Genomic DNA, 22,185 nt, shown 5'->3' on the forward strand with positions numbered 1-22,185 from the left:
CCAGGCTTCACAGTAACCCACATCACCCTGGGAGGTCATCAGGGGATCGGCGACCCGTCGTAGAGCACGTCGAAGAACTGGGTGGCCACCAGGGTCTCGCCCTTGACCCGGTTGATGCCGAGCTGTTTGCGATACGCCAGCACATGCTGCAGTGACAACGCCGAATACAGCAGTGGCAGATGATCTTTGCGCTGCTCGTACACGCCCTTCGCGCCGCGCGAGGCGCGCAGGTCCGCACGGGCACGACTCGGGTGCATGAGGGCGTCACGGATGACTGCGGCCCGGATCATCTTCTTGCGGCCCTCGGGCACGACGACGAGCTCACCGGGATCGAACAGCGCGGTGTCGAACTCCTCGGCGGTGGCCAGCGTGCACCCGGCGGTCGGGCGCGGGTTGCACTCGACCATGTGGTGCACCCCGTCGTCGGTCATCAGGTAGTCGAAGCTCAGTTGTCCGTGCCAATTCAGTTCGCGTGCAATGCGTTGCGCGGTTTCCAGCGACTGCGGCGAATCCACCGACCGGAAGACCACGCCCCCGCGGTTGTCGATCGCGAGCGGGTGTTCGTAGCAAGAATGCAGGACGACCTCGCCGTGGTGGACCACACTCCAGCTGCAGCGGTCGACGCCGGCCAGGAATTCCTGGACCAGCCAGGGGTCCTCGGGGGTGGGCGTGATGTCGTCGAGGTCGGTCTCGCCGGCGAGCGGTCCGGTGTTGGTGGCGATGTCGAGACCGCCGCGCCCGAAGGCCGCCCGAGCGAACCAGTGATCCCAACGGCCGGTCGCGGCACGCAGTTCCGCCGGGCTCGTCGCGGTGATCGTCTCGGCGACGGGTAGGCCCAGCCGCGCGCACAGTTCGGTGAAACCAACCTTGTCGTGCACCATGCGCAGGGTGTCGAAGTCGGGGAAGAACAACTCGACGTCGCGGCCGACGGCGAGCTGATCTCGATGCCTGGCGAGATAGAAGACGTCCTCGAACATCGGCAGCAGCCAGTTGATCCGCTCGGAGTCGAGAATCCCCGCGATGGCGTCGACGTAGGCCTGGGTTTCCTGGGTGGGTGCGGGCACCACCATGTGCTTGCTCGCGCCCCGCGAATGGTTGCCCGGGGCCGATCGGAAGGTGTCGGTCGCGACGACGAACCGGCCCGTCTCCCCCAGCTTGTGGATCTCGTCGACGGCGAAGGGCATCCGGGACGTGGTGACGAGGATTCTGGGATCGACAGGCGCCATGCCACGACGGTAGTGCACCGACGGTTCGCCGAGTGAATAATCCGGGCCGACCGCCACCGCGCATCACGCCGGTGTGCGCCCGCCATCGGGGATACGCTGTGGAGCGTCATGGCTTCCCACACACCGACTCCCGGTCCCGGCGGAGGAGATCCGCGTCCCCCGACGCGCCGCACACTCGGTGCGGGGTCGGCGTTCGCGGCCGCCGTCGCCGCGTTCGCGGTGGTGATGATGGGCACCACGCTGCCGACGCCGCTCTATGCGATCTATGGCGCCGAACTGGGCTTCGGCGTCGCGACCACGACGGTGATCTTCGCCGTCTACGCCGCCGGGGTGATCGCGGCGCTCATCGTGTTCGGCCGCTGGTCCGACGTCATCGGCCGACGGCCGCTGTTGCTGGCGGGCGTCGTCATCTCCGCGATCAGTGCCGTCGTCTTCGTCACCGCGGGCGGGCTGGCCGAGCTCCTGGCCGGGCGCGTCATCTCGGGGCTGTCGGCGGGTATCTACACCGGCACCGCCACGGCAGCGGTGATCGAACTGGCCCCGCGATCCTGGCAGTCGCGCGCTCCGGCGATCGCCACCGCCGCGAACATGGGCGGGCTGGGGCTCGGCCCACTGGTGGCGGGCATTCTCGCGCAGTACGTCCCCGCGCCCCTGCACACCGTCTTCCTGGTCGACCTGGCGGCACTCGCCGTGGTCGGGGTGGCGATCTGGTTCGTCGCCGAACCCGCACGGCTGCGGCCGGGGGCCCGGCTGGGCGTGCAACGGCTGTCGGTGCCACCGCAGGTGCGCGAGGTGTTCACCGGGCCGGCGATCGCGGCCTTCGCCGGGTTCGCGGTCCTGGGCACCTTCACCGCGGTGGCGCCGTCGTTTCTCGCCAAGGTGATCGGCATCGACAATCATGCCGCGGCCGGGGCGCTCGTCGCCGTCCTGCTCGCGTCGTCGGCGACCATTCAGATCCTCGGGCGCAACGCGCCCACCGGTGCGGCGCTGATCGCCGGGTGCGCGACGCTCGTCGTCGGGGTGGCTGTCCTGGCCTGGTCACTGGCCGCGGCGTCGCTGACGCTGATGATCGTCGGTGCGGTGATCGCCGGTGCCGGGCAAGGTATTTCGTTCAGCAAGGGCATGGCGGCGGTGGTCGCGGCGAGCCCACTGGACCGGCGCGCGGAGGTGACGTCCACCTATTTCGTCGTCGCCTACATCGCGCTGTCGGTTCCGATCATCGGGCAGGGCATCGCCGCGGCCCACTGGGGTCTGGTGACCGCCGGGATCGCCTTCGACGTCGGGGTCGGGGTGCTGTGTGCGGTCGCGATGGTTCTCATCGCCGTGGCGTTGCGCCGGGGCCGATCGGCCGGGCGGGATTCGGCGACGTCCTAGGTCTCACCTCCGGGACATACCTTCATCGAAGGAAGTCGTCACCAGAGGGAATCGTCCTCGCGAGACCCTCCCCCGACGCCCGCGTCCTCGAGCGCGGCCACCAGCGAGGCGAACCGCGCGTTCGACGGCAGGTCCTCGACGAGCACCGGACGCAGCTCGTCGTCGGCGAGGGGGATACACCAGTTGGGATATTGATCGCCGTCGGTGCCGGGCTGGTTCTGGATGCGCCGTTCCCCGACCGCGTCCACCAGCGCCACCCCCAACAGCAGTGACGGGCTCGCCGCGATGAGTTGGTAGAGAGCGTTGATCGTCCGTGGATCGGTCAGCGGGATGTCCGGTGACCACAGGCCACGCTCGATCGCCAGCGCGAGGATCGCGTCGCGGTCGCGTTCCTCGCGGGCCCGGTCGTCGTCCTCGCTCTCGGTGAGCAGTCCGAGTTCGGCCCGCAGGGTGATGTGGTCGCCGGCGAGATAGCCGACCGTCGGTGGCAGATCGTGGGTGGTGACCGAGGTCAGACACAACTCCCGGTACTCTTCGGGCGGAATGGGCGCGTACTCACCGTGCTCGAACCACAGGATCGAGCAGCCGAGGATGCCGCGCGCGGCCAGCGTGTCCTGCACCGTCTTCTCGAACACGCCGAGGTCTTCGCCGATGACGACGGCCCCGGCGCGTTGTGCCTCCAGCGCGAGGATCCCGATCAACGCGTCGTGGTCGTAGCGGACGTAGGTGCCCTCGGCCGCGGATCGTCCCTCGGGAATCCACCACAGCCGGAACAGACCGAGGATGTGGTCGACGCGCAGACCACCGGCGTGGCGCAGCACGGTGCGCAGCATGTCGCGATAGGCCGCATATCCCGACTCGGCGAGTCGTCGCGGATGCCACGGTGGCTGATTCCAGTTCTGGCCTTGCTGATTGAAGCCGTCCGGCGGTGCGCCGACCGTCGCACCGGTGGCGAGGACCTCGCCGAGGGACCACACGTCGGCGCTGTCGCGACCCACTCCGACGGCGAGGTCGGCGATGATGCCGATACGCATTCCCGCCGCCAGTGCGGCGTGCTGGGCCCGGGCGAGTTGTTCGTCGCAGATCCATTGCAGCCACGTGTGGAACTCGATGCGTCCGGCCAGCCGTCGGCGCTCGGTCTCGACGAAGACCGGATCACCGAGTTTGTCGGACCACGCCGGACTGTCCCGCCCGTATTCCTCGACCAGCGCGCACCAGGTGGCGAAATCACGCAGGCCGGCGCCCTCACGACGACGGAACTGCCGGTACGCTGCGGCACGCGCCGCTCGCAGCGGAACCGCGTGCAGCAGCTCCAGCGCGGTCAGCTTTGCACGGAAGGCCTTGTTGCGCTTGATCTTCTTCGTCGAGACGTCGTCGGCGACAAAACTCTTGGCGAGTTTGTCGACACGTTTGCGGTCGGCCTTGGGCAGATTGACGTACTCCGCGATGTCGGTGATCGCGATGTAGAGGGGATTGACGAATCGGCGGGTCGCCGGCAGATACGGCGAGTTCTCGATCGGGGGCACCGGCTGCGCGGCGTGCAGCGGGTTCACTTGGACGAAGTCGGCGCCGTAGGTGCTGGCCGTCTCGGCGGCGATCTCGGCGAGGTCGGCGAAGTCACCGACTCCCCATGACCGTGCGGAGCGCACCGAATACAGCTGCAGCGCCGTCCCCCAGCGCTGCTCACCGCGCAGGGCGTCGGCGGTTCTCAGTCGCCGGGGCGTCACGATCAACGGCGCCGTCGCCGTGCTCCCGCTGATCTCGTCGGTGACCGAGATCGTGTGATATCCCGGCGAGAGTCCTTCCGGGACTGCGAAACTCGCGCGTCCGGTGAGCACGCCGTCGACGGGGCGCGGTTCCCACCACACGTCGAGTTGTACCGGGCGCACCAGGTCTCCGGCTTCGGTGGTGACCTCGACCTCCACGGGATTGCCGTGGGGCACATGGACCCAGAACACCGCGGCGTCGCCCTCGGTGACCACGGTGACCGGCGGGACCAACGCGCGCCAGTCGGCGATCTCGGCGTCGACGAGGGCGGCGTCGATCTCGGCGTCGGTGTCGGCGGCGATACCCATCGCCCCCAGCACCGCGCGCAGGGTCACCGCACTCACCTCGTGTTCGGCGGAGTCCCATCCCACATAGCTGGTCGCCACACCGGTGCGGCGCGCCAGCTCGGCCAGTCGTTGCCCTACCGAATCGGTCACGACTGCATCGTCTCATCGTCGGGGTCGTGGCGCTCGGGTTGCCGAGGACGCCGCCGAGGACTTGAATCAAGTGTGGCGTAGCTCACCCGGTGAGTTCGCCTGCATCTGTACCGCCCCGAGTGAGGAATCCCCATGTCCGACACGCTCACCCTCGATCCCGCCACCACCGCTCTCGTCCTCATCGAGTTCCAGAACGAGTTCACCTCCGACGGCGGTGTGCTGCATGATGCGGTCGCCGAGGTGATGGACAAGACCGACATGCTCACCAACACCACCTCGCTGGTGCAGGCTGCCCGCGAGGCCGGGGTGACGATCATGCATGCCCCGATCACCTTCGCTCCCGGCTACGGCGAACTCACCCGACACCCGTACGGGATCCTCAAGGGCGTCGTCGACGGCAACGCCTTCGTGAAGGGCACGTGGGGTGCGCAGATCGTCGACGAATTGGCACCCGCCGACGGCGACATCCTCATCGAGGGCAAGCGCGGACTCGACACCTTCGCCTCGACCAACATCGATTTCATCTTGCGCAGCAAGGGAATCGAGACGGTGATCCTCGCCGGATTCCTCACCAACTGCTGTGTGGAATCGACGATGCGTTCGGCGTACGAGAACGGATACCGGGTGATCACGCTCACCGACTGCACCGCGGCGACCTCGGTCGCCGAACACGACAACGCGATCTCCTTCGACTACCCCATGTTCTCGCATCCGGTCGAGTCCGCCGACGTGCGTGCGGCGCTGTGAGCCGCCCGACTCCTCAGAGGTGCAGGTCGCGCTGCCGGATCGCCGCCGTCGCGGCCACGCTGATCAGTCCGGTCGCCACCAGGTAACCCGCCGCCCACCACGGCGAGCCGCCACCGGCACCGATGAGTGCGGTCAGGATCAGCGGTGTCAGACCCGAGGCATAGATGCCGGAGAACTGGTAGACGACCGAGAGTCCGGTGTAACGCACCGGCGTCGGGTAGAGCGAGGCGAACAAGGTGCCCTGGGCGCCGTAGAACAGTGCGTGGACCACACCGAAGACGATCACGAGTCCGACGGTGAACCACACCAGGTTCTCGGTGCCGAACAGTGCGAAGACCGGATAGACCGCGACCGCGTAGGCGATCATGCCGATCAGGTAGATGCGTCGCGGCCCGTAGCGGTCGGTCAGCACCCCCGACATCGGCAGGCCCACCGCCATCACCAGAGCCGCGATGGTGACCGATACCAAGACCGGCACGCGAGGTAGGCCCAGACTGCCGGTGGCGTAGGCGATCGCGAACACCCCCCAGGTGTTGAACGCCGATCCCTCACCCCAGCGCGCGAGCAGACCGAGGACGGTGTTGCGGGTGTTGGGCGGGAGGACGACGTCGCGCAGCGGGGCACTCGACTTCTGCTCGAGCTCGGCGACCTCACGGAAGGCCGGGGTCTCCGAGACCTTCAGCCGCACCACGAATCCGATGACAACCAGCACGATGCTCAGCAGGAACGCGATCCGCCATCCGTAGACCAGGAAGTCGTGATCGTCGAAGGCCACCTGGAGTATCGCGAAGACACCGGTGCCCAGGGCGAGCCCGAGCGCAAGGCCGATCTGCGGGATCGACCCGAACAGACCACGACGCCGCGCGGGGCTGTGTTCGACGGCGAGCAGCACCGCGCCGGCCCATTCGCCGCCGAGGGCGAATCCCTGCAGGATTCGCAGGCACAGCAGCAGTACCGGGGCGAGGAACCCGATCTGCGCGGCGGTCGGCAGGACGCCCATCAGTGCCGTCGCCGCGCCCATCAGGACCATCGTCACCGCGAGGGTGCGTTTGCGGCCGATGCGGTCGCCGATGTGTCCGAACACGACGCCACCGATCGGGCGCACGACGAAGCCGACGGCAAAGGTCGCGAACGACAACAACGTTCCGACGAAGCTGCTCTGGTCGGGAAAGAAGACCTTGGAGAACACCAGGCTTGCGGCGGTCGCGTAGAGGAAGAAGTCGTACCACTCGATGGTGGTACCGAGCAGGCTCGCGGCGACGACCGTGCGTAGCCGGCGCCGCCGTGCGGCGTCGTCCTCGGCGGGAACGTCGGTGATGTCGGTCAGGGTGGAACTCACAAGTGCTCCACCGTAGGGATGCGTTCTGGGCACGACCAGGGTCACGATCACCGTGATCGTAATGTGGCGTGGCCGTGCGGCGCGGCTCGACTCAGCCGAAGAGCACTCCGGGATTGAGCAGACTCTGCGGATCGAGGGCGTCCTTGATGGCGCGCATCGTGGCCAGGTCGGTCGGCGAACGACCGAGTCGGATCCACGCCGTCTTTGCCCGGCCGATCCCGTGTTCGGCGCTGATGCTGCCGCCCAGCCGGGCGACGATCCCGAAGACGGCGTCGGTCACGGCGTCGGTCGCCTCGACCGGCACATCGAGGAGATTCACGTGGATGTTGCCGTCGCCGATGTGCCCGAACAGGATGGGGCGGCAGGCGACGTCGAGATGATTAGGCAGGTCCTGTAATTCGGCAATGGCGTGCGGAAGGGACCGGATCGGGAACGACACGTCGAGTTTGACGACCGGGGTCGTGGTGGCACGCGCGATGGCCTCGGTGTGACTCTCCCGGATCTCCCACAGCGCCCGCGCGGGACCGGGTTCGAGCACGGCGTCGACGATGCCCTCGGCGTCGTCGAGGAGGTCGACGACGGCTGTCTCGGTGTCACCGGCCCCGGAGACCTCGAGCAGAAGATGGTAGGGAGCGGGGGTGGAGACCGGACGTCGGCTGCCGTGTTCGGTAACGAGGTCGACACCCTCGCGGGTCATGAACTCGGCGGCCTCGATCACCAGACCTGCCTCGCGGGCCCGCCCGATCAGGGTGAGCGCATCGGCCACCCGCTCGAGTGCGGCTACGACGACAACGGTGGCGACCGGCGGGCCGACCAACCGGAACAGCACTCGGGTGATGATGGCCAGGGTGCCCTCACTACCCGCGAGCAGACCCGGGATGTCATATCCCACATTGTCTTTCACGAGCGGCGACCAGCGTCGCAGGACGTCGCCATCGGCGCGGACGGCCTCGATGCCACAGATCGCCGCGCGGGTGTTGCCGTGTCGGATCATGCGGATGCCACCGGCGTTGGTGGCGACGACACCGCCTGCGGTGGCGCTGTCCCGGGAGGCGAGGTCGACCGGGAACATCAGTCCGTGGACCGCGGCGTGTGCGTCGATGGCGGCGATCGTCGCTCCGGCCTGCGCGCCCACGCATCGTCCGATCGGGTCGACCTCGTCGAGATCGGTCATCCGCGCGGTGCTGAGAACGATGCGTCGGCGCCCATCCGCGGTCGCCGGTGGCACCGACCCGCCGACGAGGCCGGTGTTGCCCCCTTGAATACAGACCTGAATCTTCGCAGCGGCAGCCACTTTCATCACAGCAGCCACCTCGTCGACGGTGCGCGGCCGGACCACCGCGTCGGCGATGCCGGTATAGCGACCCATCCAGTCGACGAGATATCCGGCCATGGCGTCATCGTCGGTGAGCACGTTGCGCTCACCGACGATCTCCGCCAGAGCCGGCTCGAAACCGCTCATGTCAGTGCGTCTCGCTCAGGCCAGCGCCTTCTCGATCGGCACGTCACCGTCGTTGAACTCGATGACCCGCTTCGCGGTGGCCGGATCGGCGATCACCGCCGCGGCGACCGCGGCGACGTTGTCGCGACTGACCTCGCTCTTGGATGTCGCGCTCTCTGATGTTCCGGACCCGGCGGAGGTGTCCGATCCCCCGACCTCGATGCGACCGGAGCCCGGGTCGTCGCTGAGTCGGCTCGGCCCGAGAATCGTCCAGGCCAGATCGGTGCTCGTGAGATGGGCGTCGGCCGCAGCCTTGGCCTCGGCATAGGCGTAGAACGAATCATCTTCGGGGACACCGTGATCGGGTCCGGCACCGTAGTACGAGACCATGACGTAGCGCGGCACGCCGGCCGCCGCTGCGGCGTCGATGGAGCGGATCGCGGCATCGCGGTCGACCGCGAAGGTGCGCTCGGGGTTGCCGCCACCCGCACCTGCCGACCACACGACGACGTCGGCTCCGGCGAGCACCTCGGCGATGGCCCCGGTGTCGAGGTGCTCCACATCGGCGACGACGGGCGTGGCGCCGGTCGCGATGATGTCGTCACTCTGCGCCTGGTTGCGGATCACCGAGCTGACCGCGTCACCTCGTGCGGTGAGCAGCCGCGCCAGTCGCAGCGCGATCTTCCCGTGTCCCCCGATGATGATCACTCGTGCCACAGTGCACCTCGTTTTCGTGTTGGGTTCTGATTCGTCTTGGGCGGTCGGGTGCGGTTCGTCGCCATCCCGCCCTACTCCACCGTAAGCGCACGTCGACGGCGAGAATTCCCCGCTGTGAAACCGAGCACGCCCGAAGTACACATCAGAGCATCCCAGCTTTACTGTTCGCTTACTTAGCACCAGGAAACTATATTCGGCGGCGTACCTCCCGGAAGGAGCGTTCCGATGTCGACGACCGCACCGGACACCACGACCGCTGTCGAGGCCACCGCCACGCCCGACACCTCTGACGTCGCGGTTCTCTATCACCACCTGGTTCGGATCACGCGATCACTGCGCACCGGCGGCCAGGGCGTGCTCAGCGCGGGTGTGGCCTCGGCGCTGTGGACGATCATCAATCACGGTCCGCTGCGTCTGTCCGAACTCGCCGACCGGGAGTCGGTGACGATGCCGACGATGTCGCGCATCGTAGCCTCCCTGGAACAGCAGGGCTTCGTCGAGCGCGCGCCCGACCCCGACGACGGGCGCGCACGACAGCTCGTCGCGACCATCGCGGGCACCGAACACATCAACCAAGCACGCTCGGCGAGGGCCCAGATCCTCGGTGCGGCCATGGAACGCCTTGACCCGCAGATGCGCTCACATCTGACCGAGGGCGTGGTGGCCCTCGCCGCAGCTCTGGCCGACGACGAGCCCACCTGATCTCGATGAGCACGGGGTCGCACCCCGATGACCTCAGATCGTGACCGCCGAGAGCATCGACAGTTTCTCGTGGCTTTCGCTTCCGGGTATCGCGGTGTACACCAGCAGGGCGTGCGCGCGGTCCGGGTCGAGGAGCGTCTGACAATTCACCTCGATCAGGCCGAGGTCGGGATGCAGGAGACGCTTGACGTCGTCGGCGAGTCGGGTGCCGACGTCGTGCTCGTCCCACAATTCGGCGAACTGCGGACTCTGCGAACATAATTCGTCGGCCACCTGCGCCGCACGCGACCGCGGGCCCTGCATCGTCACCGCTGTCCGCAGGCGCGCGGTGTGCGCTCGCGCGTGATGGTCGTGATCGGCCTCGGGAAACCGTGCGCGTGTCGCCTCATCGGTGAACCACCGGTAGGTGATGCTGCGGCGATACCCGGTGTGAACACTGTCGTCACCGATGAGCGCCACGCACAACGCGTTCTGCCACAACGTTTCTCCCGCACTGTTGACGACCATCGCCGGGGTGTCGGCGAGCCGGTCGACGATCCGCATCATGCCGGGTCCGACGTGATCGTCGTGCGCCATCCGATCCGGTGGATTCAGACCGGCCAGCCGGAACAGGTGGTCGCGTTCGTCGAGCCGCAGGTGCAGCGCCTGGGCGATCGCGGCGATCATCTGCGCCGACGGATGCGGCCCACGCTGCTGTTCGAGCCGGCTGTAGTAGTCGGTCGACATCCCGGCCAACTGCGCCAACTCCTCGCGACGCAGCCCGCGGGTGCGTCGGCGGACTCCGGCGGGCAGCCCGACGTCGGCCGATTGCAGCGCATCGCGCCGGGAACGCAGGAACTGTGCGAGTCCGGCTCGGTCGATGGTGGTTCCGAGGCTGGTGATCATCTGTCCACACCTACTCCGGCCGGCCGGCACGATCCAGGGATCACCGATCCGTGGATGGGTAGGCCCTGGCGGGCAGGGGCACACCGATGGTGAAGTGGCATCCATGAAACTCACCGACAACACCGTCTTCATCCCCGGCGCGACCTCGGGCATCGGCCTGGGGTTGGCACTGCGCCTGCACGAGCTCGGCAACACCGTGATCATCGGTGGACGCCGTACGGCGCTGCTGGACGAGATCGCCACGGCCCACCCCGGCATCCACACCGTCCGCATCGACACCGCCGATGCCGACGACATCACCCGGGTGAGCACCGAAGTGCAGCAACGTTTTCCCGAGACCAACGTGCTCATCGCAATGGCCGGGATCATGCGCCCGGAAGACTTGACCACAAGCGGTTTCCTCGACACCGCGGAGGCCGTGGTGACAACCAACATCCTGGGACCGTTGCGACTGGTCGCCGCGTTCACCGAATTCCTCTCCGGCCGTCCCGACGCCACCATCATCACCGTCTCCTCGGGACTCGCCTTCACCCCGATGGTCGCCACCGCGACCTACAGCGCCTCCAAGGCGGCGATTCACTCATTCACCGACTCGTTGCGAGTGCAGTTGGCGCCCAAGGGGATCGACGTCCTGGAGCTGGTCCCTCCGGCCGTACAAACCGACCTCATGCCCGGACAGGCGCAGGCCGAGTGGGCGATGCCGCTCGAGGAATTCCTCGACGAGGTGCTGAGCCTGCTGCCCGACGCGACCGATGAGATCCTCGTCGAACGGGTCAAGCCGCTGCGCCATTCGGAGGCGCAGGGCACGCGTCGTGAGCTCATCGAGCAACTGGCCCAGCTGAGCTGATCGATGTGTCCGCCGGCGAGTGCCCGCGGTCAGGGGAGTTTGACCAACGCTTCGGTCATGACCGCACGCGTGAGTGCCTCGAACTGCTCGTAGTGGCCATGATGGCCGTACTTGGCGCGCAGCGTCGGCCACGGCTCGAACGCGGCGGCCGCGCCGACGACGTTGCCCTCGTGGATGTAGGCGGGCAGCACGTTCTGGATAGTGGTGTCACGTCGCAGCCGCTTGACCGTGTCCTGGTGCAACACCGACGACGGCCGGTACTTGCTGATGACGACTCCGAGCTCGCGGATGTCGCGTCCGATCTCTTCGGCAAAGTCGGCGACGTGCCGCTGGACATGCGGAATGGCGTAGGTGGACAACACGTCCGGGATGGTCGGGATGAGGAAGCCGTCGGCGCAGGCGAGTCCGTTGAGGGTGAAGGGTCCCATGGTGGGTGGGCAGTCGATCAGGACGAAGTCGTAGTCGTCGGCGACGGGTGCGATGGCGCGGCGCAGGATCTCCACGGCGGCGGCGTGGTCGTCGGCCAGTACCCGCCGCGCACTCAACTCCTCGGCGAGCTCGATCAGGTCCAGCGATGCCGGTAGCAGGTCCACACCGGTGACCTCCGCCACCGACGACACCCCACGCTGTAGCACGGCCTCACGATCGAAATACGCGGTCCCGTCGAGGGCGTCGGAGAACAGCGTGGCAAGGGTCCGGCCCCGATCGTTGAGTTCGAGCCAACGCTCGGGGCCGATCATGACCGTCGTCAGGCTGGTCTGGGCGTCCAGATCGATCAGGAGCACCCGTTTGCCGAATACGGCGGACAAGAATTCGGCGACCCCGGCGGTCACCGTCGTCTTGCCCACCCCGCCCTTCAGACTGATGGTGGCGATCACCCTCGGCATGAGGGGAGGGTAACCGCAGTGGGGTCATCGTCGCAGGTCGACGCTTTCTCTGCGAGTCTGCGTCGGCTGGTCTGCTCCGGCTCCCCCTCTCCGGGATCAGAAGCCGGACGACGTGGGTCCGCCCTTGCTGCGGGAGGCCCGGAACAGCATGATCGCACCGTAGACGGCCAGGCCGATCAGACCGATCCAGAACAGTCCCTTGAGGATTGGTCCGAGCATCGCCAGTGCGATGAGGACGATCGCGATGATGCCCAGGACCTTCCAGAAGTTCGGGCCGTTGCGGCGTGCGCTGCCGTCGTGGGTGGTGGTGGCGTCTGTTGTGGTGTTCATGACTCCACCATGCGCCGTCCGTCGGCCGAATTCACTGGTCAGCACGGTTTCTGGGGGAAAGATCAGGGGTCTCCCCCATCCGAGCCGCGCCCTGCGGCGCGGGCCCGGGGGTCGGGGTCACCGGTGGTGTAGTGGCAACCCAGGACTGCGGGACCACTGATCGCACGGCGGTCCCGAAACCAGGCGACGCACACGTCCGCGACGCAGCCGCGTGAACGGGTGAGCAGATATCCGTGCGTGCAATCACGGAACCGATCCTCGTAGTTCCAGCGGTCGAGCATCGCGCGCGGTACCGCGTATCCGGCAACCGCCGGGATGGTCATCACTGTCGTCGAGAGCCTGACCATGAAGGTTTGGTCACGCAGTACCAGGATCTGAGCACACGGCACGTCGCCGGCATCGTCGGAGTCGTCGTACTCGGCGGGACCGAGGTCGAGGACGCCGCCGGCGGGGATGCCCGCCACCGAGTCGGCGAGCCAGTCACGCATCGCCGTCCAGGCCAGGACCGGATCGGGTTCGCCTGTTTCGGGCGTGACGAGATCGGGTGTGTTGGGGTCGGGTGTGTTGGGGTCGGGAGCATCGAAATCGGGGGTGTGTGGGTCGAACACCGTGGCCTCCTCTGCGTCGGGATGGGCCCAGTGAAGCATCGGCCACCGACAATAACTCGAACGCGAGTGCGAACCGTCGACGGCGGTCGCCTCACCAGCGGGAATGTGAACACGGTCACCGGCGCTGGCGCGGCGCGCCCGCGCGCCCGGCGGTGCGCGGATGCGGAAGGCAAGATCGTCATCATGCCGATCCCCGAATTCATCCGTGATCTTCGTGCGCACGTCGGACATGCCCCGCTGTGGCTGTCGGGGGTCAGCGGGGTCGTGGTCGACGACTCCGGCCGCGTGTTGCTGACCCACCGAGCCGACACCGAGGAGTGGGCAGTGGTCTCGGGGGTCCTCGAGCCCGGCGAAGAACCCGCGCACGCGATCGTTCGGGAGATCGCCGAGGAAACCGGGATCACCGCGGTCGTCGACCGTCTGACGAGTATCGACGTGACACCGATGATCACCTATCCGAACGGGGACCAGACGCAGTATCTCGACGTGTGCTTCCTCGCGCGGCACGTCGACGGCGAACCACGCGTCGGCGACGACGAGAACCTCGCGGTGGCCTGGTTTTCCCCCGACGATCTGCCGGAGCCGCTCGCGGAGACCACCCGCCACCGTGTGGCCCGCGCGCTCGACGGCGACGAACGCGCCTGGTTCCATCGCTGAGGTCGATCTCGCTGAGGTCAATGTCCTGAGGTCAATGTCCCTGAGGTCAACGTCACCGTCGGAATATCGCGCGGCCCGGGTGTCCTTGAACCGAACATGGCCGATTCCCCGAACACCAACACCCCAGACACCAACGACAACACCCTCGACATCGACTCCGCTGCGGTGACCGCCCGTCAGGTCGTCGCCGTGCGGTACGGCGACCCGGTCGAGGCCCTCGAAGTCGTCAAGGCCGAGTTGCCGGTCCCCGATCCGGGGCAGGTCGTGGTGGCGGTCGAGGCGATCGGGGTGAATCCGATCGACGCGAAGATCGTCCGGGGTGTCATGGGCACCGACGAGTCCGCGTTACCGCGACCGATCGGCAACGAACTCTCGGGCACCGTCCGAGCCGTCGGACCAGGCACCAACGATTTCGCCGTCGGCGATCCGGTTATCGGCTATCCGGTCCCCGGCGCGTACGCCGACCACGTCGTGGTCGGCACCGACCGGCTCCATCGCCGACCCGAAAGCCTCGACGTGCAGCGCGCCGCCGGCCTGTTGCTGGCGGGCGTGACGGCCGCTGATGCCGTCGCCACCGCACAGATCGCCGGCGGCGACGTCGTCGTTGTGCACGGCGGCGCGGGTGCGGTCGGTGTCGTCGCCGTCCAGCTCGCGGTGAAGGCCGGGGCGACGGTCATCGCCACCGCCGCGCAGACCAATCACGCATATCTGCGCGGACTCGGGGCGATCCCGGTCACCTACGGCGATGGGCTGATCGAGCGCATCCGTGAGGGCGCACCCGGCGCGGTCACCGCAGCCGTCGACACGGTCGGCACGGACGAGGCGATCGACGTCTCGCTGGAACTTGTCGTCGATCGTTCACGCATCGTGAGCATCGCCGCCTTCGGACGCGCAGCGGAAGGAATCGTGGTGATTGCCGGGCCGAGCGCCGCCAGCAATCGCCACAGGGCCGAGGCGATCGAACCGCTGATCGCCTCGGCCGCCGACGGATCCCTGGTGACCGAGGTCGCCGCGACGTACCCTCTGGACAGGGCCGGTCACGCGTTGGCCGACCTGTCCGGGCGCCACCCCCGGGGCAAGTTCGTCCTCCTCCCGTGAGGCATTCCCCTCGTACGCACCCGGCGGGTCCACACTCCACCATCACAGTGAAAGGTGTTCCATGACAGTCCCTTCCATCACACTCAACAATGGCGTCGAGATTCCTCAGCTCGGTTTCGGTGTCTTCCAGATCAAGCCCGAGGACACCGTCGAGGCCACCCTCTCGGCCCTCGAGGTGGGCTATCGTCACATCGACACCGCGCAGATGTACGGGAACGAAGCCGAAGTCGGTGAGGCAGTACGCAAGTCGGGCATACCGCGCGACGAGGTCTTCATCACCACCAAGCTCAACAACAGCTTTCACGCCTTCGACGACGCCCTCGAGGCCACCGACAAGTCCCTGGAACGGCTCGGTGTCGAGCACGTCGACCTGTATCTGATCCATTGGCCGCTGCCCGAGGTCGGCGATTTCGTCGAGACCTGGAAGGCCATGGAGAAGATCTACGCCGACGGCAAGGCCCGCGCGATCGGTGTCTCCAATTTCCAGAAGCATCACCTCGAGCGCCTGTTCGCCGAGACCGAGGTCGTGCCCGCGGCCAACCAAATCGAAGTACACCCCTACCTGACCCAGAACCCGTTGCGCGCCTTCAATTCCGATCACAACATCGCCACCGAGGCATGGTCGCCGATTGCGCAGGGCGACGTCCTCGATGATCCGGTGCTGAAGAAGATCGCCGAGGATAAGGGCCGCACGGTGGCACAGGTGGTGTTGCGCTGGCACATTCAGCGCGGCGACATCGTCTTCCCCAAGTCGGTGACGCGCTCGCGGGTCGAGGAGAACTTCGCACTCTTCGACTTCGATCTGTCCTCCGAGGACATGGCTGCCGTCGACGGCCTCAACAAGGACAAGCGGCGCGGACCCGATCCCGACACGTTCAATTACGTTCCCTGACCGACCCCGTGTCCTGACCCAACTTTGACCTGACCGGCCCACCCACCGACCCCTCCGGCGCGCGCCGTGAGCAGAATGTGTCCATGCACATCTCGCGGCGCGCGCACCGGGTGGCACCCTTCTACGCGATGGAGTTCGCCAAGAAGGCCGCGGCCGTGGAGGCGGCCGGGCACAGGGTCATCCGACTCAACATCGGCGAACCGGATTTCGGCCCGCCCCCGCAGTTCCTCGCCGCAGCCCGCGACGCCGCCGACGGCCGGCCGATGGCCTACACCGAGGCCCTCGGCACCGTCGAGCTGCGCGAGGCGATCGCCGGGTTCTACGCGACGCACTTTCGCGCCGAGGTCGATCCTCGTCGGGTCGCCGTCACCACCGGCGCCTCGGCGGCGCTGCTGCTGACCTGCGCTGCGCTGATCGACGACGGCGACGGGGTGCTCATCGGCGACCCGTCCTATCCGTGCAATCGGCAGTTCGCCGAGAGCTTCGGAGCGCGGGTGTCGTTGATTCCCACGACACCGGAGACGTATTACCAACTGACACCGGACCTCGTCACACGGTCTTGGCACGAGGAGACACGCGGGGTGATCGTGGCCTCGCCGTCGAATCCGACGGGCACCTCGATCCCCCACGACGACCTGCGTCGGCTGTGTCGCGAGGTCGGCGATCGCGGTGGGTGGAGCATCGTCGACGAAATCTACCTGGGCCTCGCCGATCCCGACGCCGACGGCCATCCGCCGCGCAGTGTGCTCACCGACCCGACCGCAACGGCGTCGACCGTCGTCATCAACAGTTTCTCCAAGTACTTCGGCATGACCGGATGGCGGCTGGGGTGGGCGATCCTGCCCGACGGCCTCGTCGACGTCGTCGAGCGGCTCGCGCAGAACTACTACGTCAGCCCGCCGGCCCCGGCGCAGCACGCGGCATTGAGCTGTTTCACCCCGGAGTCGCTCGGTGTCGCCGAGGATCGTCGACGGGAGTTCGTCAATCGCCGTCGCCTCGTCCTCGACGGCCTCGAGCGCATCGGCCTACCCGTCCCGGTCCCGCCGGACGGCGCGTTCTACGTCTACATCGACGTCTCGCCGACGGGCCTGGGGTCGGCGGAGTTCTGCGACCGTGCCCTGCTCGAGGCGCACGTCGCGCTCACCCCGGGCAAGGATTTCGGCGTCGCCACCGCCGACGACCACATCCGGCTGTCGTATGCGGCCTCGACCGCCGATCTCACCGACGCACTCGAGCGGTTGGAGCGCTTCGTCGGCGACCTGGCAGGGTAGTCGCCATGGCGACACCCACACCACACTCCGCACCACACGCCGCACCGGACGCCGCGACCGACCGCATCGCCCGCGCTGCCGACGACTGGTTGCGTTCCACCGACACCTCGGCCCTGCCCGGCGTCGTCACCGGGGTGAGCACCGCCGAGCAGACCGTCCACCTCGGTTCCGTCGGCCCGATCGCCACCGACTCGGTACTCGCCCTCTACTCGGTCACCAAGTCGCTCACCGCAACCGTCGCGCTGCAACTCGTCGACGACGGCGTCCTCGACCTCGACGCCCCCGCTGCCGAGTACGAGCCCCGTCTGGCCGGACTCACCGTGCTCGACGGATTCGACGACGACGGCACGCCACGCCTGCGGGAACCGGCAAGCATCCCGACCACCCGGCAACTCCTCACCCACACAGCGGGTTTCGCCTACGCCTTCTTCGACGCGGACTTCACCCGGGTGGCCCGGGCCCAGGATCTGCCCGACGTGGCCACCGGCACCGTCGAATCCTTGGGGACGACGCTGATGTTCGATCCCGGCACCCGCTGGGAGTACGGAACCAACCTCGACTGGGTCGGATTGGTGATCGAGGGCATCACCGGCCACCGCCTCGGCGACACGATGACGCAGCGGTTGTTGACGCCACTGGGCATGTCCGACACCGCCTTTGCGCGCGACGGTGCCGCACTGGCCCGCGCCGCCGCACTGCACGCCCGTCTGCCCGACGGCTCCCTCAAGGCGCTGCGCGCCCCGACGGCGCCGGATGCACCACCGGTCGACATGGGCGGGCAGGGCCTCTACTCCACGATCCCCGACGTCCTTCGGTTCCTGCGGCTGTGGCTGCGCGGCGGGCGCACCGAGCACGGCGAGCAACTCCTGCGACCGGAGACGGTCGCCGCGGCCACCGCCGATCAGCTCGGTGACCTGCAGGTCACCGCACTGCCCGGCGTCGATCCGCGACGCACCCGCGACGCGGAATTCTTCCCCGGCATCGCCAAGGGCTGGAATCTTCTCGCGATGACCAACGAGACCGACGCCCCCACCGGGCGCCGCGGCGGCTCCTACGGGTGGGCCGGACTGGCGAACGTGTACTTCTGGATCGATCCGTCGAGCGGGATCGCCGGCGCCTGGGGGACCCAGCTCTTCCCGTTCGCGGACCCGACGGCGATGAGTGCGGCTTTGGATTTCGAGGCCGCGGTGTACCGAGCGCTCGACGACTGAAACGCCGACGACGCAGACCCCGACGACCGGCGCAGACCTGTGTCGACTTCGGGTTTGTGTGTCCTGCAGGACACACAAACCCGAAGTCGACACACATTCACCGCCGGTCAGGCCGCCATCAGCGCGAGGTGAACCAGCCAGTGACGCACCTTGGCGACCACGGTGCCGCGCCGGAGATCGTCCCAGACCCAGCGGATCACCATGATGCCCATCGCGCGGAGCGCGTCTTCGCGTGCCTTCTCGCGCAGCACGACCTCGGTGACGTCCTCTCCGGGCCTCAGTAGCTTCTGGTACTTGACCTTGCCGTCGAACTCCCCGACGAGCAGACCGTCCCAGTCGAAATCGGTCCGGGCGACGAAGATGCCGTGCTTGTCGTAGAACTCATGCTGCAGCCGAGCCGGACGCAGCCCGGCTTCGATCAGTTGGGCGCGACTCCACGACTCCCCCGGGCTCTCGGCATTTCCGTCGGCGAAGCGCAGTGCATGCCGGGCCCGCCCGACCCCGCGACGAGAACCGGCCAGCATCATGGCCATCACCTCACGATCGGCACCCCGCCGGAGCGCGGCGTCGAAGACGGCCAGTGCCCTCGCGAAACCGTCGGCGCCGCAAGCGACATCGACGGCGGTCCGTTCGAGCGAGGTCACCGACACGCCGTCGATCACGACGGTGTGCGCCTCGGACACTTCGCCGACGTGACAGTGCAGCGTCGTGGTCCGAAAGCCCGTCGGCGCGGTGCGGTGTACGCGACGGAAGTTGGGTTCGAGCATGGCGAGGCCGTGGACCGCGGCCGCGCTCTGGTGACTCAACGGCGCGTCGGAGGTCCCAGTGAGCACCGTTGCGATCGCGGTCAGTCGGTGCAGTTCCTCGGGCTCCCGGCGCACCGCCTCGGCGTAGACCCCGCGGACGATCCGCACGATCTGCTTGGTGCGCACCGCTCGGGCGAGATCCTCGTCGGTCAGTCCGACCGCGATCACCGACGCTCGATGGATGAGGCCGTGGGTATCGGCGGGAAAGGTCATCATGCCGAGTTGGACGCGGCACGCCTTGCCGCAGTTCCGCCCGACGTCAGATCTGCCGCGGATGTGTGTCGACTTCGGGTTTGTGCGCCCTGCAGGACACGCAAAGGCGAAGTCGACACACATCCGCGCTGGTCAGCCTGTTCCAGGTCCACCACAACCGCCGATCCACACCAGCGGATATGTGGCCAGTCTCACAGTGAGACGGGTGTGAGACGCGTCACGCGGTTGTATCGGTAGCGCTTCAGCCCGCAGGCCGACACCGCGTCGGCTCTTCTACAGGAGGCGCACATTGAGCAGGCAGAGCTTGACCAAGGCCCATGCGAAGATCACCGAGCTGTCGTGGGAGCCCACCTTCGCCACCCCGGCAACCCGGTTCGGAACCGACTACACGTTCGAGAAGGCACCAAAAAAGGATCCGCTCAAGCAGATCATGCGGTCGTACTTCCCGATGGAAGAGGAGAAGGACAACCGCGTCTACGGCGCCATGGACGGCGCGATCCGCGGCAACATGTTCCGTCAGGTCCAGGAACGCTGGCTCGAATGGCAGAAGCTGTTCTTGTCGATCATCCCGTTCCCCGAGATCTCGGCGGCCCGCGCGATGCCGATGGCCATCGACGCCGTCCCCAACCCGGAGATCCACAACGGTCTCGCGGTACAGATGATCGACGAGGTTCGTCATTCGACGATCCAGATGAACCTCAAGAAGCTGTACATGAACAACTACATCGACCCGGCCGGCTTCGACATCACCGAAAAGGCCTTCGCCAACAACTACGCGGGCACGATCGGCCGGCAGTTCGGCGAGGGATTCATCACCGGTGACGCCATCACCGCCGCGAACATCTACCTGACGGTGGTCGCCGAGACGGCATTCACCAACACCTTGTTCGTGGCGATGCCCGACGAGGCCGCGGCCAACGGCGACTACCTGCTGCCGACGGTCTTCCACTCGGTGCAGTCCGATGAGTCCCGGCACATCTCCAACGGCTACTCCATCCTGCTGATGGCCCTGGCCGACGAGCGCAATCGTCCGCTGCTCGAACGGGATCTGCGCTACGCATGGTGGAACAACCACTGCGTCGTCGACGCCGCGATCGGTACCTTCATCGAGTACGGCACCAAGGACCGCCGCAAGGACCGGGAGTCCTACGCCGAGATGTGGCGTCGGTGGATCTACGACGACTACTACCGCAGTTACCTTCTGCCCCTGGAGAAGTACGGGTTGACCATCCCGCACGATCTCGTCGAGGAGGCCTGGAACCGCATCGTCGACAAGCACTACGTGCACGAGGTCGCCCGCTTCTTCGCCACCGGCTGGCCGGTCAACTACTGGCGGATCGACGCCATGACCGACACCGACTTCGAGTGGTTCGAGGAGAAGTACCCCGGCTGGTACAACAAGTTCGGCAAGTGGTGGGAGAACTACAACCGTCTGGCCTACCCCGGCAAGAACAAGCCGATCGCCTTCGAGGACGTCGACTACGAGTACCCGCACCGCTGCTGGACCTGTATGGTGCCGTGCCTCATCCGCGAGGACATGGTCACCGACAAGGTCGACGGCCAGTGGCGCACCTACTGCTCGGAGACCTGCGCCTGGACCGACAAGGTGGCGTTCCGCCCGGAGTACGAGGGTCGACCGACCCCGAACATGGGGCGCCTCACCGGTTTCCGCGAATGGGAGACGCTGCATCACGGCAAGGATCTCGCCGACATCATCACCGATCTCGGCTACGTCCGCGATGACGGCAAGACCCTGATCCCGCAACCGCATCTGGATCTCGACCCCAAGAAGATGTGGACGCTCGACGATGTGCGCGGCATCCCGTTCGGCAGCCCCAACGTGGCGCTCAACGAAATGAGCGATGACGAGCGTGAAGCTCACATCGCCGCCTACATGGCCAATAAGAACGGGGCCGTCACGGTCTGATCCGTGACGCCCTGATCCGGAAACGCCGGGAGCCCCTGGCGAGGGCGTATCGAGGCCCACCACCGCACGCGTGACCTCGATGCGCCCTGGCCGTTCCGGCCACACCCGCACACCGCCTTGCGCCCCAGGAGACTTCATGGCCGACACCCACAAGATCAGCTTCGAACCCGTCGACATCGAGATGGAGGTCGGCGAGGACGAAACCATCCTCGACGCCGCATTCCGACAGGGAATCCACCTCATGCACGGCTGCCGCGAGGGCCGTTGTTCGGCCTGCAAGTCGTACATGCTCGAGGGCGACGTCCAGATGGACGACTACTCCACCTTCGCCTGCAATGACGCCGAAGAGGCCGAGGGTTACGTACTCCTCTGTCGCACATACGCTTACAGCGACTGCGAGATCGAGCTCCTCAACTTCGACGAGGACGAACTCCTCGGCGGTGCACCCATCCAGGATGTCACCACGAAAGTCGCTGCCATCGAACCGATGACCCCCGACATCGTGTCCCTGAAACTCGATGTCGTCGAACCGGAGTCCGTGGAGTTCAAGTCGGGACAGTATTTCGACCTGTTCATCCCGGGCACCGAGGACAAGCGGTCGTTCTCGATCGCCACCACCCCGGCCACCCCGGATCGGCTCGAGTTCCTGATCAAGAAGTATCCCGGTGGACTGTTCGCCGGCATGCTCACCGACGGCCTGTCGGTGGGTCAGGAGATCAAGCTGAACGGTCCGTACGGGTCGTGCACCCTGCGCAACGGGCACGTCCTGCCGATCGTGGCAATCGGCGGCGGCGCGGGGGTGG

General features: G+C 67.1%; 21 protein-coding genes. 11 read left to right on the forward strand and 10 right to left on the reverse strand.

The window, feature by feature from the left end:
* Positions 1-38: 38 nt before the first annotated feature.
* The gene (locus B1964_RS16640; RefSeq protein ID WP_172398870.1) at positions 39-1,226 is read right to left on the reverse strand and encodes an ATP-grasp domain-containing protein; all 1,188 of its coding nucleotides are present in this window, start codon (positions 1,224-1,226) and stop codon (positions 39-41) included.
* Positions 1,227-1,334: 108 nt separating this feature from the next.
* On the opposite strand from B1964_RS16640, the gene B1964_RS16645 reads away from it, so the two are divergent.
* The gene (locus B1964_RS16645) at positions 1,335-2,600 is read left to right on the forward strand and encodes an MFS transporter (RefSeq protein ID WP_079930562.1); all 1,266 of its coding nucleotides are present in this window, start codon (positions 1,335-1,337) and stop codon (positions 2,598-2,600) included.
* A 38-nt stretch (positions 2,601-2,638) separates the two neighbouring features.
* On the opposite strand, the gene malQ is transcribed toward B1964_RS16645, so the two are convergent.
* The gene (gene malQ / locus B1964_RS16650; protein ID WP_079930563.1) at positions 2,639-4,804 is read right to left on the reverse strand and encodes a 4-alpha-glucanotransferase; all 2,166 of its coding nucleotides are present in this window, start codon (positions 4,802-4,804) and stop codon (positions 2,639-2,641) included.
* A 132-nt stretch (positions 4,805-4,936) separates the two neighbouring features.
* Here malQ and B1964_RS16655 point away from each other — a divergent pair, with 132 nt between their 5' ends.
* Entirely contained in the window at positions 4,937-5,551 is a 615-nt protein-coding gene (locus tag B1964_RS16655) for a cysteine hydrolase (protein WP_006368674.1), read from the forward strand.
* A gap of 13 nt (positions 5,552-5,564) precedes the next feature.
* Here B1964_RS16655 and B1964_RS16660 read toward each other — a convergent pair whose 3' ends face one another.
* The 3 genes from B1964_RS16660 to B1964_RS16670 form a co-directional block, all read right to left on the reverse strand.
* Complete coding sequence (locus B1964_RS16660) at positions 5,565-6,890, reverse strand: MFS transporter (RefSeq protein ID WP_172398871.1); 1,326 nt, start codon at positions 6,888-6,890, stop codon at positions 5,565-5,567.
* A gap of 91 nt (positions 6,891-6,981) precedes the next feature.
* Positions 6,982-8,352, reverse strand: a complete 1,371-nt coding sequence (locus B1964_RS16665; RefSeq protein WP_079930565.1) for an FAD-binding oxidoreductase — start codon at positions 8,350-8,352, stop codon at positions 6,982-6,984.
* A gap of 15 nt (positions 8,353-8,367) precedes the next feature.
* A complete protein-coding gene (locus B1964_RS16670; protein WP_079930566.1) occupies positions 8,368-9,048 on the reverse strand; it encodes an NAD(P)H-binding protein in 681 nt (226 codons plus the stop codon).
* Between the two features lie 225 nt (positions 9,049-9,273).
* Between B1964_RS16670 and B1964_RS16675 the strand changes: the two genes are divergently transcribed.
* The gene (locus B1964_RS16675) at positions 9,274-9,750 is read left to right on the forward strand and encodes a MarR family transcriptional regulator (protein WP_079930567.1); all 477 of its coding nucleotides are present in this window, start codon (positions 9,274-9,276) and stop codon (positions 9,748-9,750) included.
* A 33-nt stretch (positions 9,751-9,783) separates the two neighbouring features.
* On the opposite strand, the gene B1964_RS16680 is transcribed toward B1964_RS16675, so the two are convergent.
* Positions 9,784-10,635, reverse strand: a complete 852-nt coding sequence (locus B1964_RS16680; RefSeq protein WP_079930568.1) for a helix-turn-helix transcriptional regulator — start codon at positions 10,633-10,635, stop codon at positions 9,784-9,786.
* 103 nt (positions 10,636-10,738) lie between these two features.
* Between B1964_RS16680 and B1964_RS16685 the strand changes: the two genes are divergently transcribed.
* Positions 10,739-11,482 carry an SDR family NAD(P)-dependent oxidoreductase gene (locus B1964_RS16685; protein ID WP_079930569.1) on the forward strand — a complete coding sequence of 248 codons (744 nt, stop codon included), beginning with the start codon at positions 10,739-10,741 and terminating at the stop codon, positions 11,480-11,482.
* A gap of 29 nt (positions 11,483-11,511) precedes the next feature.
* Here B1964_RS16685 and B1964_RS16690 read toward each other — a convergent pair whose 3' ends face one another.
* From B1964_RS16690 to B1964_RS16700, 3 genes are all read right to left on the reverse strand, one after another.
* Positions 11,512-12,369, reverse strand: a complete 858-nt coding sequence (locus B1964_RS16690) for a ParA family protein (RefSeq protein ID WP_079930570.1) — start codon at positions 12,367-12,369, stop codon at positions 11,512-11,514.
* A gap of 96 nt (positions 12,370-12,465) precedes the next feature.
* Positions 12,466-12,699, reverse strand: coding sequence for a hypothetical protein (locus B1964_RS16695; protein WP_014360855.1), 234 nt, complete (start codon positions 12,697-12,699; stop codon positions 12,466-12,468).
* A 62-nt stretch (positions 12,700-12,761) separates the two neighbouring features.
* The gene (locus B1964_RS16700) at positions 12,762-13,307 is read right to left on the reverse strand and encodes a hypothetical protein (RefSeq protein WP_014360856.1); all 546 of its coding nucleotides are present in this window, start codon (positions 13,305-13,307) and stop codon (positions 12,762-12,764) included.
* 183 nt (positions 13,308-13,490) lie between these two features.
* Between B1964_RS16700 and B1964_RS16705 the strand changes: the two genes are divergently transcribed.
* The 5 genes from B1964_RS16705 (at position 13,491) to B1964_RS16725 (ending at position 18,436) form a co-directional block, all read left to right on the forward strand.
* Positions 13,491-13,964, forward strand: a complete 474-nt coding sequence (locus tag B1964_RS16705) for an NUDIX domain-containing protein (RefSeq protein ID WP_079930579.1) — start codon at positions 13,491-13,493, stop codon at positions 13,962-13,964.
* Between the two features lie 96 nt (positions 13,965-14,060).
* Positions 14,061-15,062 carry a zinc-binding dehydrogenase gene (locus B1964_RS16710; protein WP_079930571.1) on the forward strand — a complete coding sequence of 334 codons (1,002 nt, stop codon included), beginning with the start codon at positions 14,061-14,063 and terminating at the stop codon, positions 15,060-15,062.
* A gap of 61 nt (positions 15,063-15,123) precedes the next feature.
* Positions 15,124-15,954 (forward strand): aldo/keto reductase, encoded by an 831-nt coding sequence (locus tag B1964_RS16715; RefSeq protein WP_079930572.1) that lies wholly within the window; start codon positions 15,124-15,126, stop codon positions 15,952-15,954.
* Between the two features lie 83 nt (positions 15,955-16,037).
* Positions 16,038-17,225 carry an aminotransferase class I/II-fold pyridoxal phosphate-dependent enzyme gene (locus tag B1964_RS16720; RefSeq protein ID WP_079930573.1) on the forward strand — a complete coding sequence of 396 codons (1,188 nt, stop codon included), beginning with the start codon at positions 16,038-16,040 and terminating at the stop codon, positions 17,223-17,225.
* A gap of 5 nt (positions 17,226-17,230) precedes the next feature.
* Positions 17,231-18,436 carry a serine hydrolase domain-containing protein gene (locus tag B1964_RS16725; protein ID WP_079930574.1) on the forward strand — a complete coding sequence of 402 codons (1,206 nt, stop codon included), beginning with the start codon at positions 17,231-17,233 and terminating at the stop codon, positions 18,434-18,436.
* 107 nt (positions 18,437-18,543) lie between these two features.
* On the opposite strand, the gene B1964_RS16730 is transcribed toward B1964_RS16725, so the two are convergent.
* Positions 18,544-19,458 carry a hypothetical protein gene (locus tag B1964_RS16730; protein WP_079930575.1) on the reverse strand — a complete coding sequence of 305 codons (915 nt, stop codon included), beginning with the start codon at positions 19,456-19,458 and terminating at the stop codon, positions 18,544-18,546.
* 286 nt (positions 19,459-19,744) lie between these two features.
* On the opposite strand from B1964_RS16730, the gene B1964_RS16735 reads away from it, so the two are divergent.
* A complete protein-coding gene (locus B1964_RS16735; protein ID WP_006370700.1) occupies positions 19,745-21,382 on the forward strand; it encodes an aromatic/alkene/methane monooxygenase hydroxylase/oxygenase subunit alpha in 1,638 nt (545 codons plus the stop codon).
* A gap of 136 nt (positions 21,383-21,518) precedes the next feature.
* A partial coding sequence (locus B1964_RS16740) for a 2Fe-2S iron-sulfur cluster-binding protein (protein ID WP_139765765.1) occupies positions 21,519-22,185 on the forward strand: 667 nt, incomplete at its 3' end.

It is taken from the genome of Gordonia sp. i37 (genome assembly GCF_002043085.1).
Lineage (GTDB): Bacteria > Actinomycetota > Actinomycetes > Mycobacteriales > Mycobacteriaceae > Gordonia > Gordonia polyisoprenivorans.

Bases quoted from the DNA above. Each gene is read 5' to 3' on its own strand.
- B1964_RS16640 (WP_172398870.1), bottom strand. From the start codon at position 1,226: ATGGCGCCTGTCGATCCCAGAATCCTCGTCACCACGTCCCGGATGCCC.
- B1964_RS16645 (WP_079930562.1), top strand. From the start codon at position 1,335: ATGGCTTCCCACACACCGACTCCCGGTCCCGGCGGAGGAGATCCGCGT.
- B1964_RS16655 (WP_006368674.1), top strand. From the start codon at position 4,937: ATGTCCGACACGCTCACCCTCGATCCCGCCACCACCGCTCTCGTCCTC.
- B1964_RS16665 (WP_079930565.1), bottom strand. From the start codon at position 8,352: ATGAGCGGTTTCGAGCCGGCTCTGGCGGAGATCGTCGGTGAGCGCAAC.
- B1964_RS16675 (WP_079930567.1), top strand. From the start codon at position 9,274: ATGTCGACGACCGCACCGGACACCACGACCGCTGTCGAGGCCACCGCC.
- B1964_RS16680 (WP_079930568.1), bottom strand. From the start codon at position 10,635: ATGATCACCAGCCTCGGAACCACCATCGACCGAGCCGGACTCGCACAG.
- B1964_RS16685 (WP_079930569.1), top strand. From the start codon at position 10,739: ATGAAACTCACCGACAACACCGTCTTCATCCCCGGCGCGACCTCGGGC.
- B1964_RS16690 (WP_079930570.1), bottom strand. From the start codon at position 12,369: ATGCCGAGGGTGATCGCCACCATCAGTCTGAAGGGCGGGGTGGGCAAG.
- B1964_RS16695 (WP_014360855.1), bottom strand. From the start codon at position 12,699: ATGAACACCACAACAGACGCCACCACCACCCACGACGGCAGCGCACGC.
- B1964_RS16705 (WP_079930579.1), top strand. From the start codon at position 13,491: ATGCCGATCCCCGAATTCATCCGTGATCTTCGTGCGCACGTCGGACAT.
- B1964_RS16710 (WP_079930571.1), top strand. From the start codon at position 14,061: ATGGCCGATTCCCCGAACACCAACACCCCAGACACCAACGACAACACC.
- B1964_RS16715 (WP_079930572.1), top strand. From the start codon at position 15,124: ATGACAGTCCCTTCCATCACACTCAACAATGGCGTCGAGATTCCTCAG.
- B1964_RS16720 (WP_079930573.1), top strand. From the start codon at position 16,038: ATGCACATCTCGCGGCGCGCGCACCGGGTGGCACCCTTCTACGCGATG.
- B1964_RS16725 (WP_079930574.1), top strand. From the start codon at position 17,231: ATGGCGACACCCACACCACACTCCGCACCACACGCCGCACCGGACGCC.
- B1964_RS16730 (WP_079930575.1), bottom strand. From the start codon at position 19,458: ATGATGACCTTTCCCGCCGATACCCACGGCCTCATCCATCGAGCGTCG.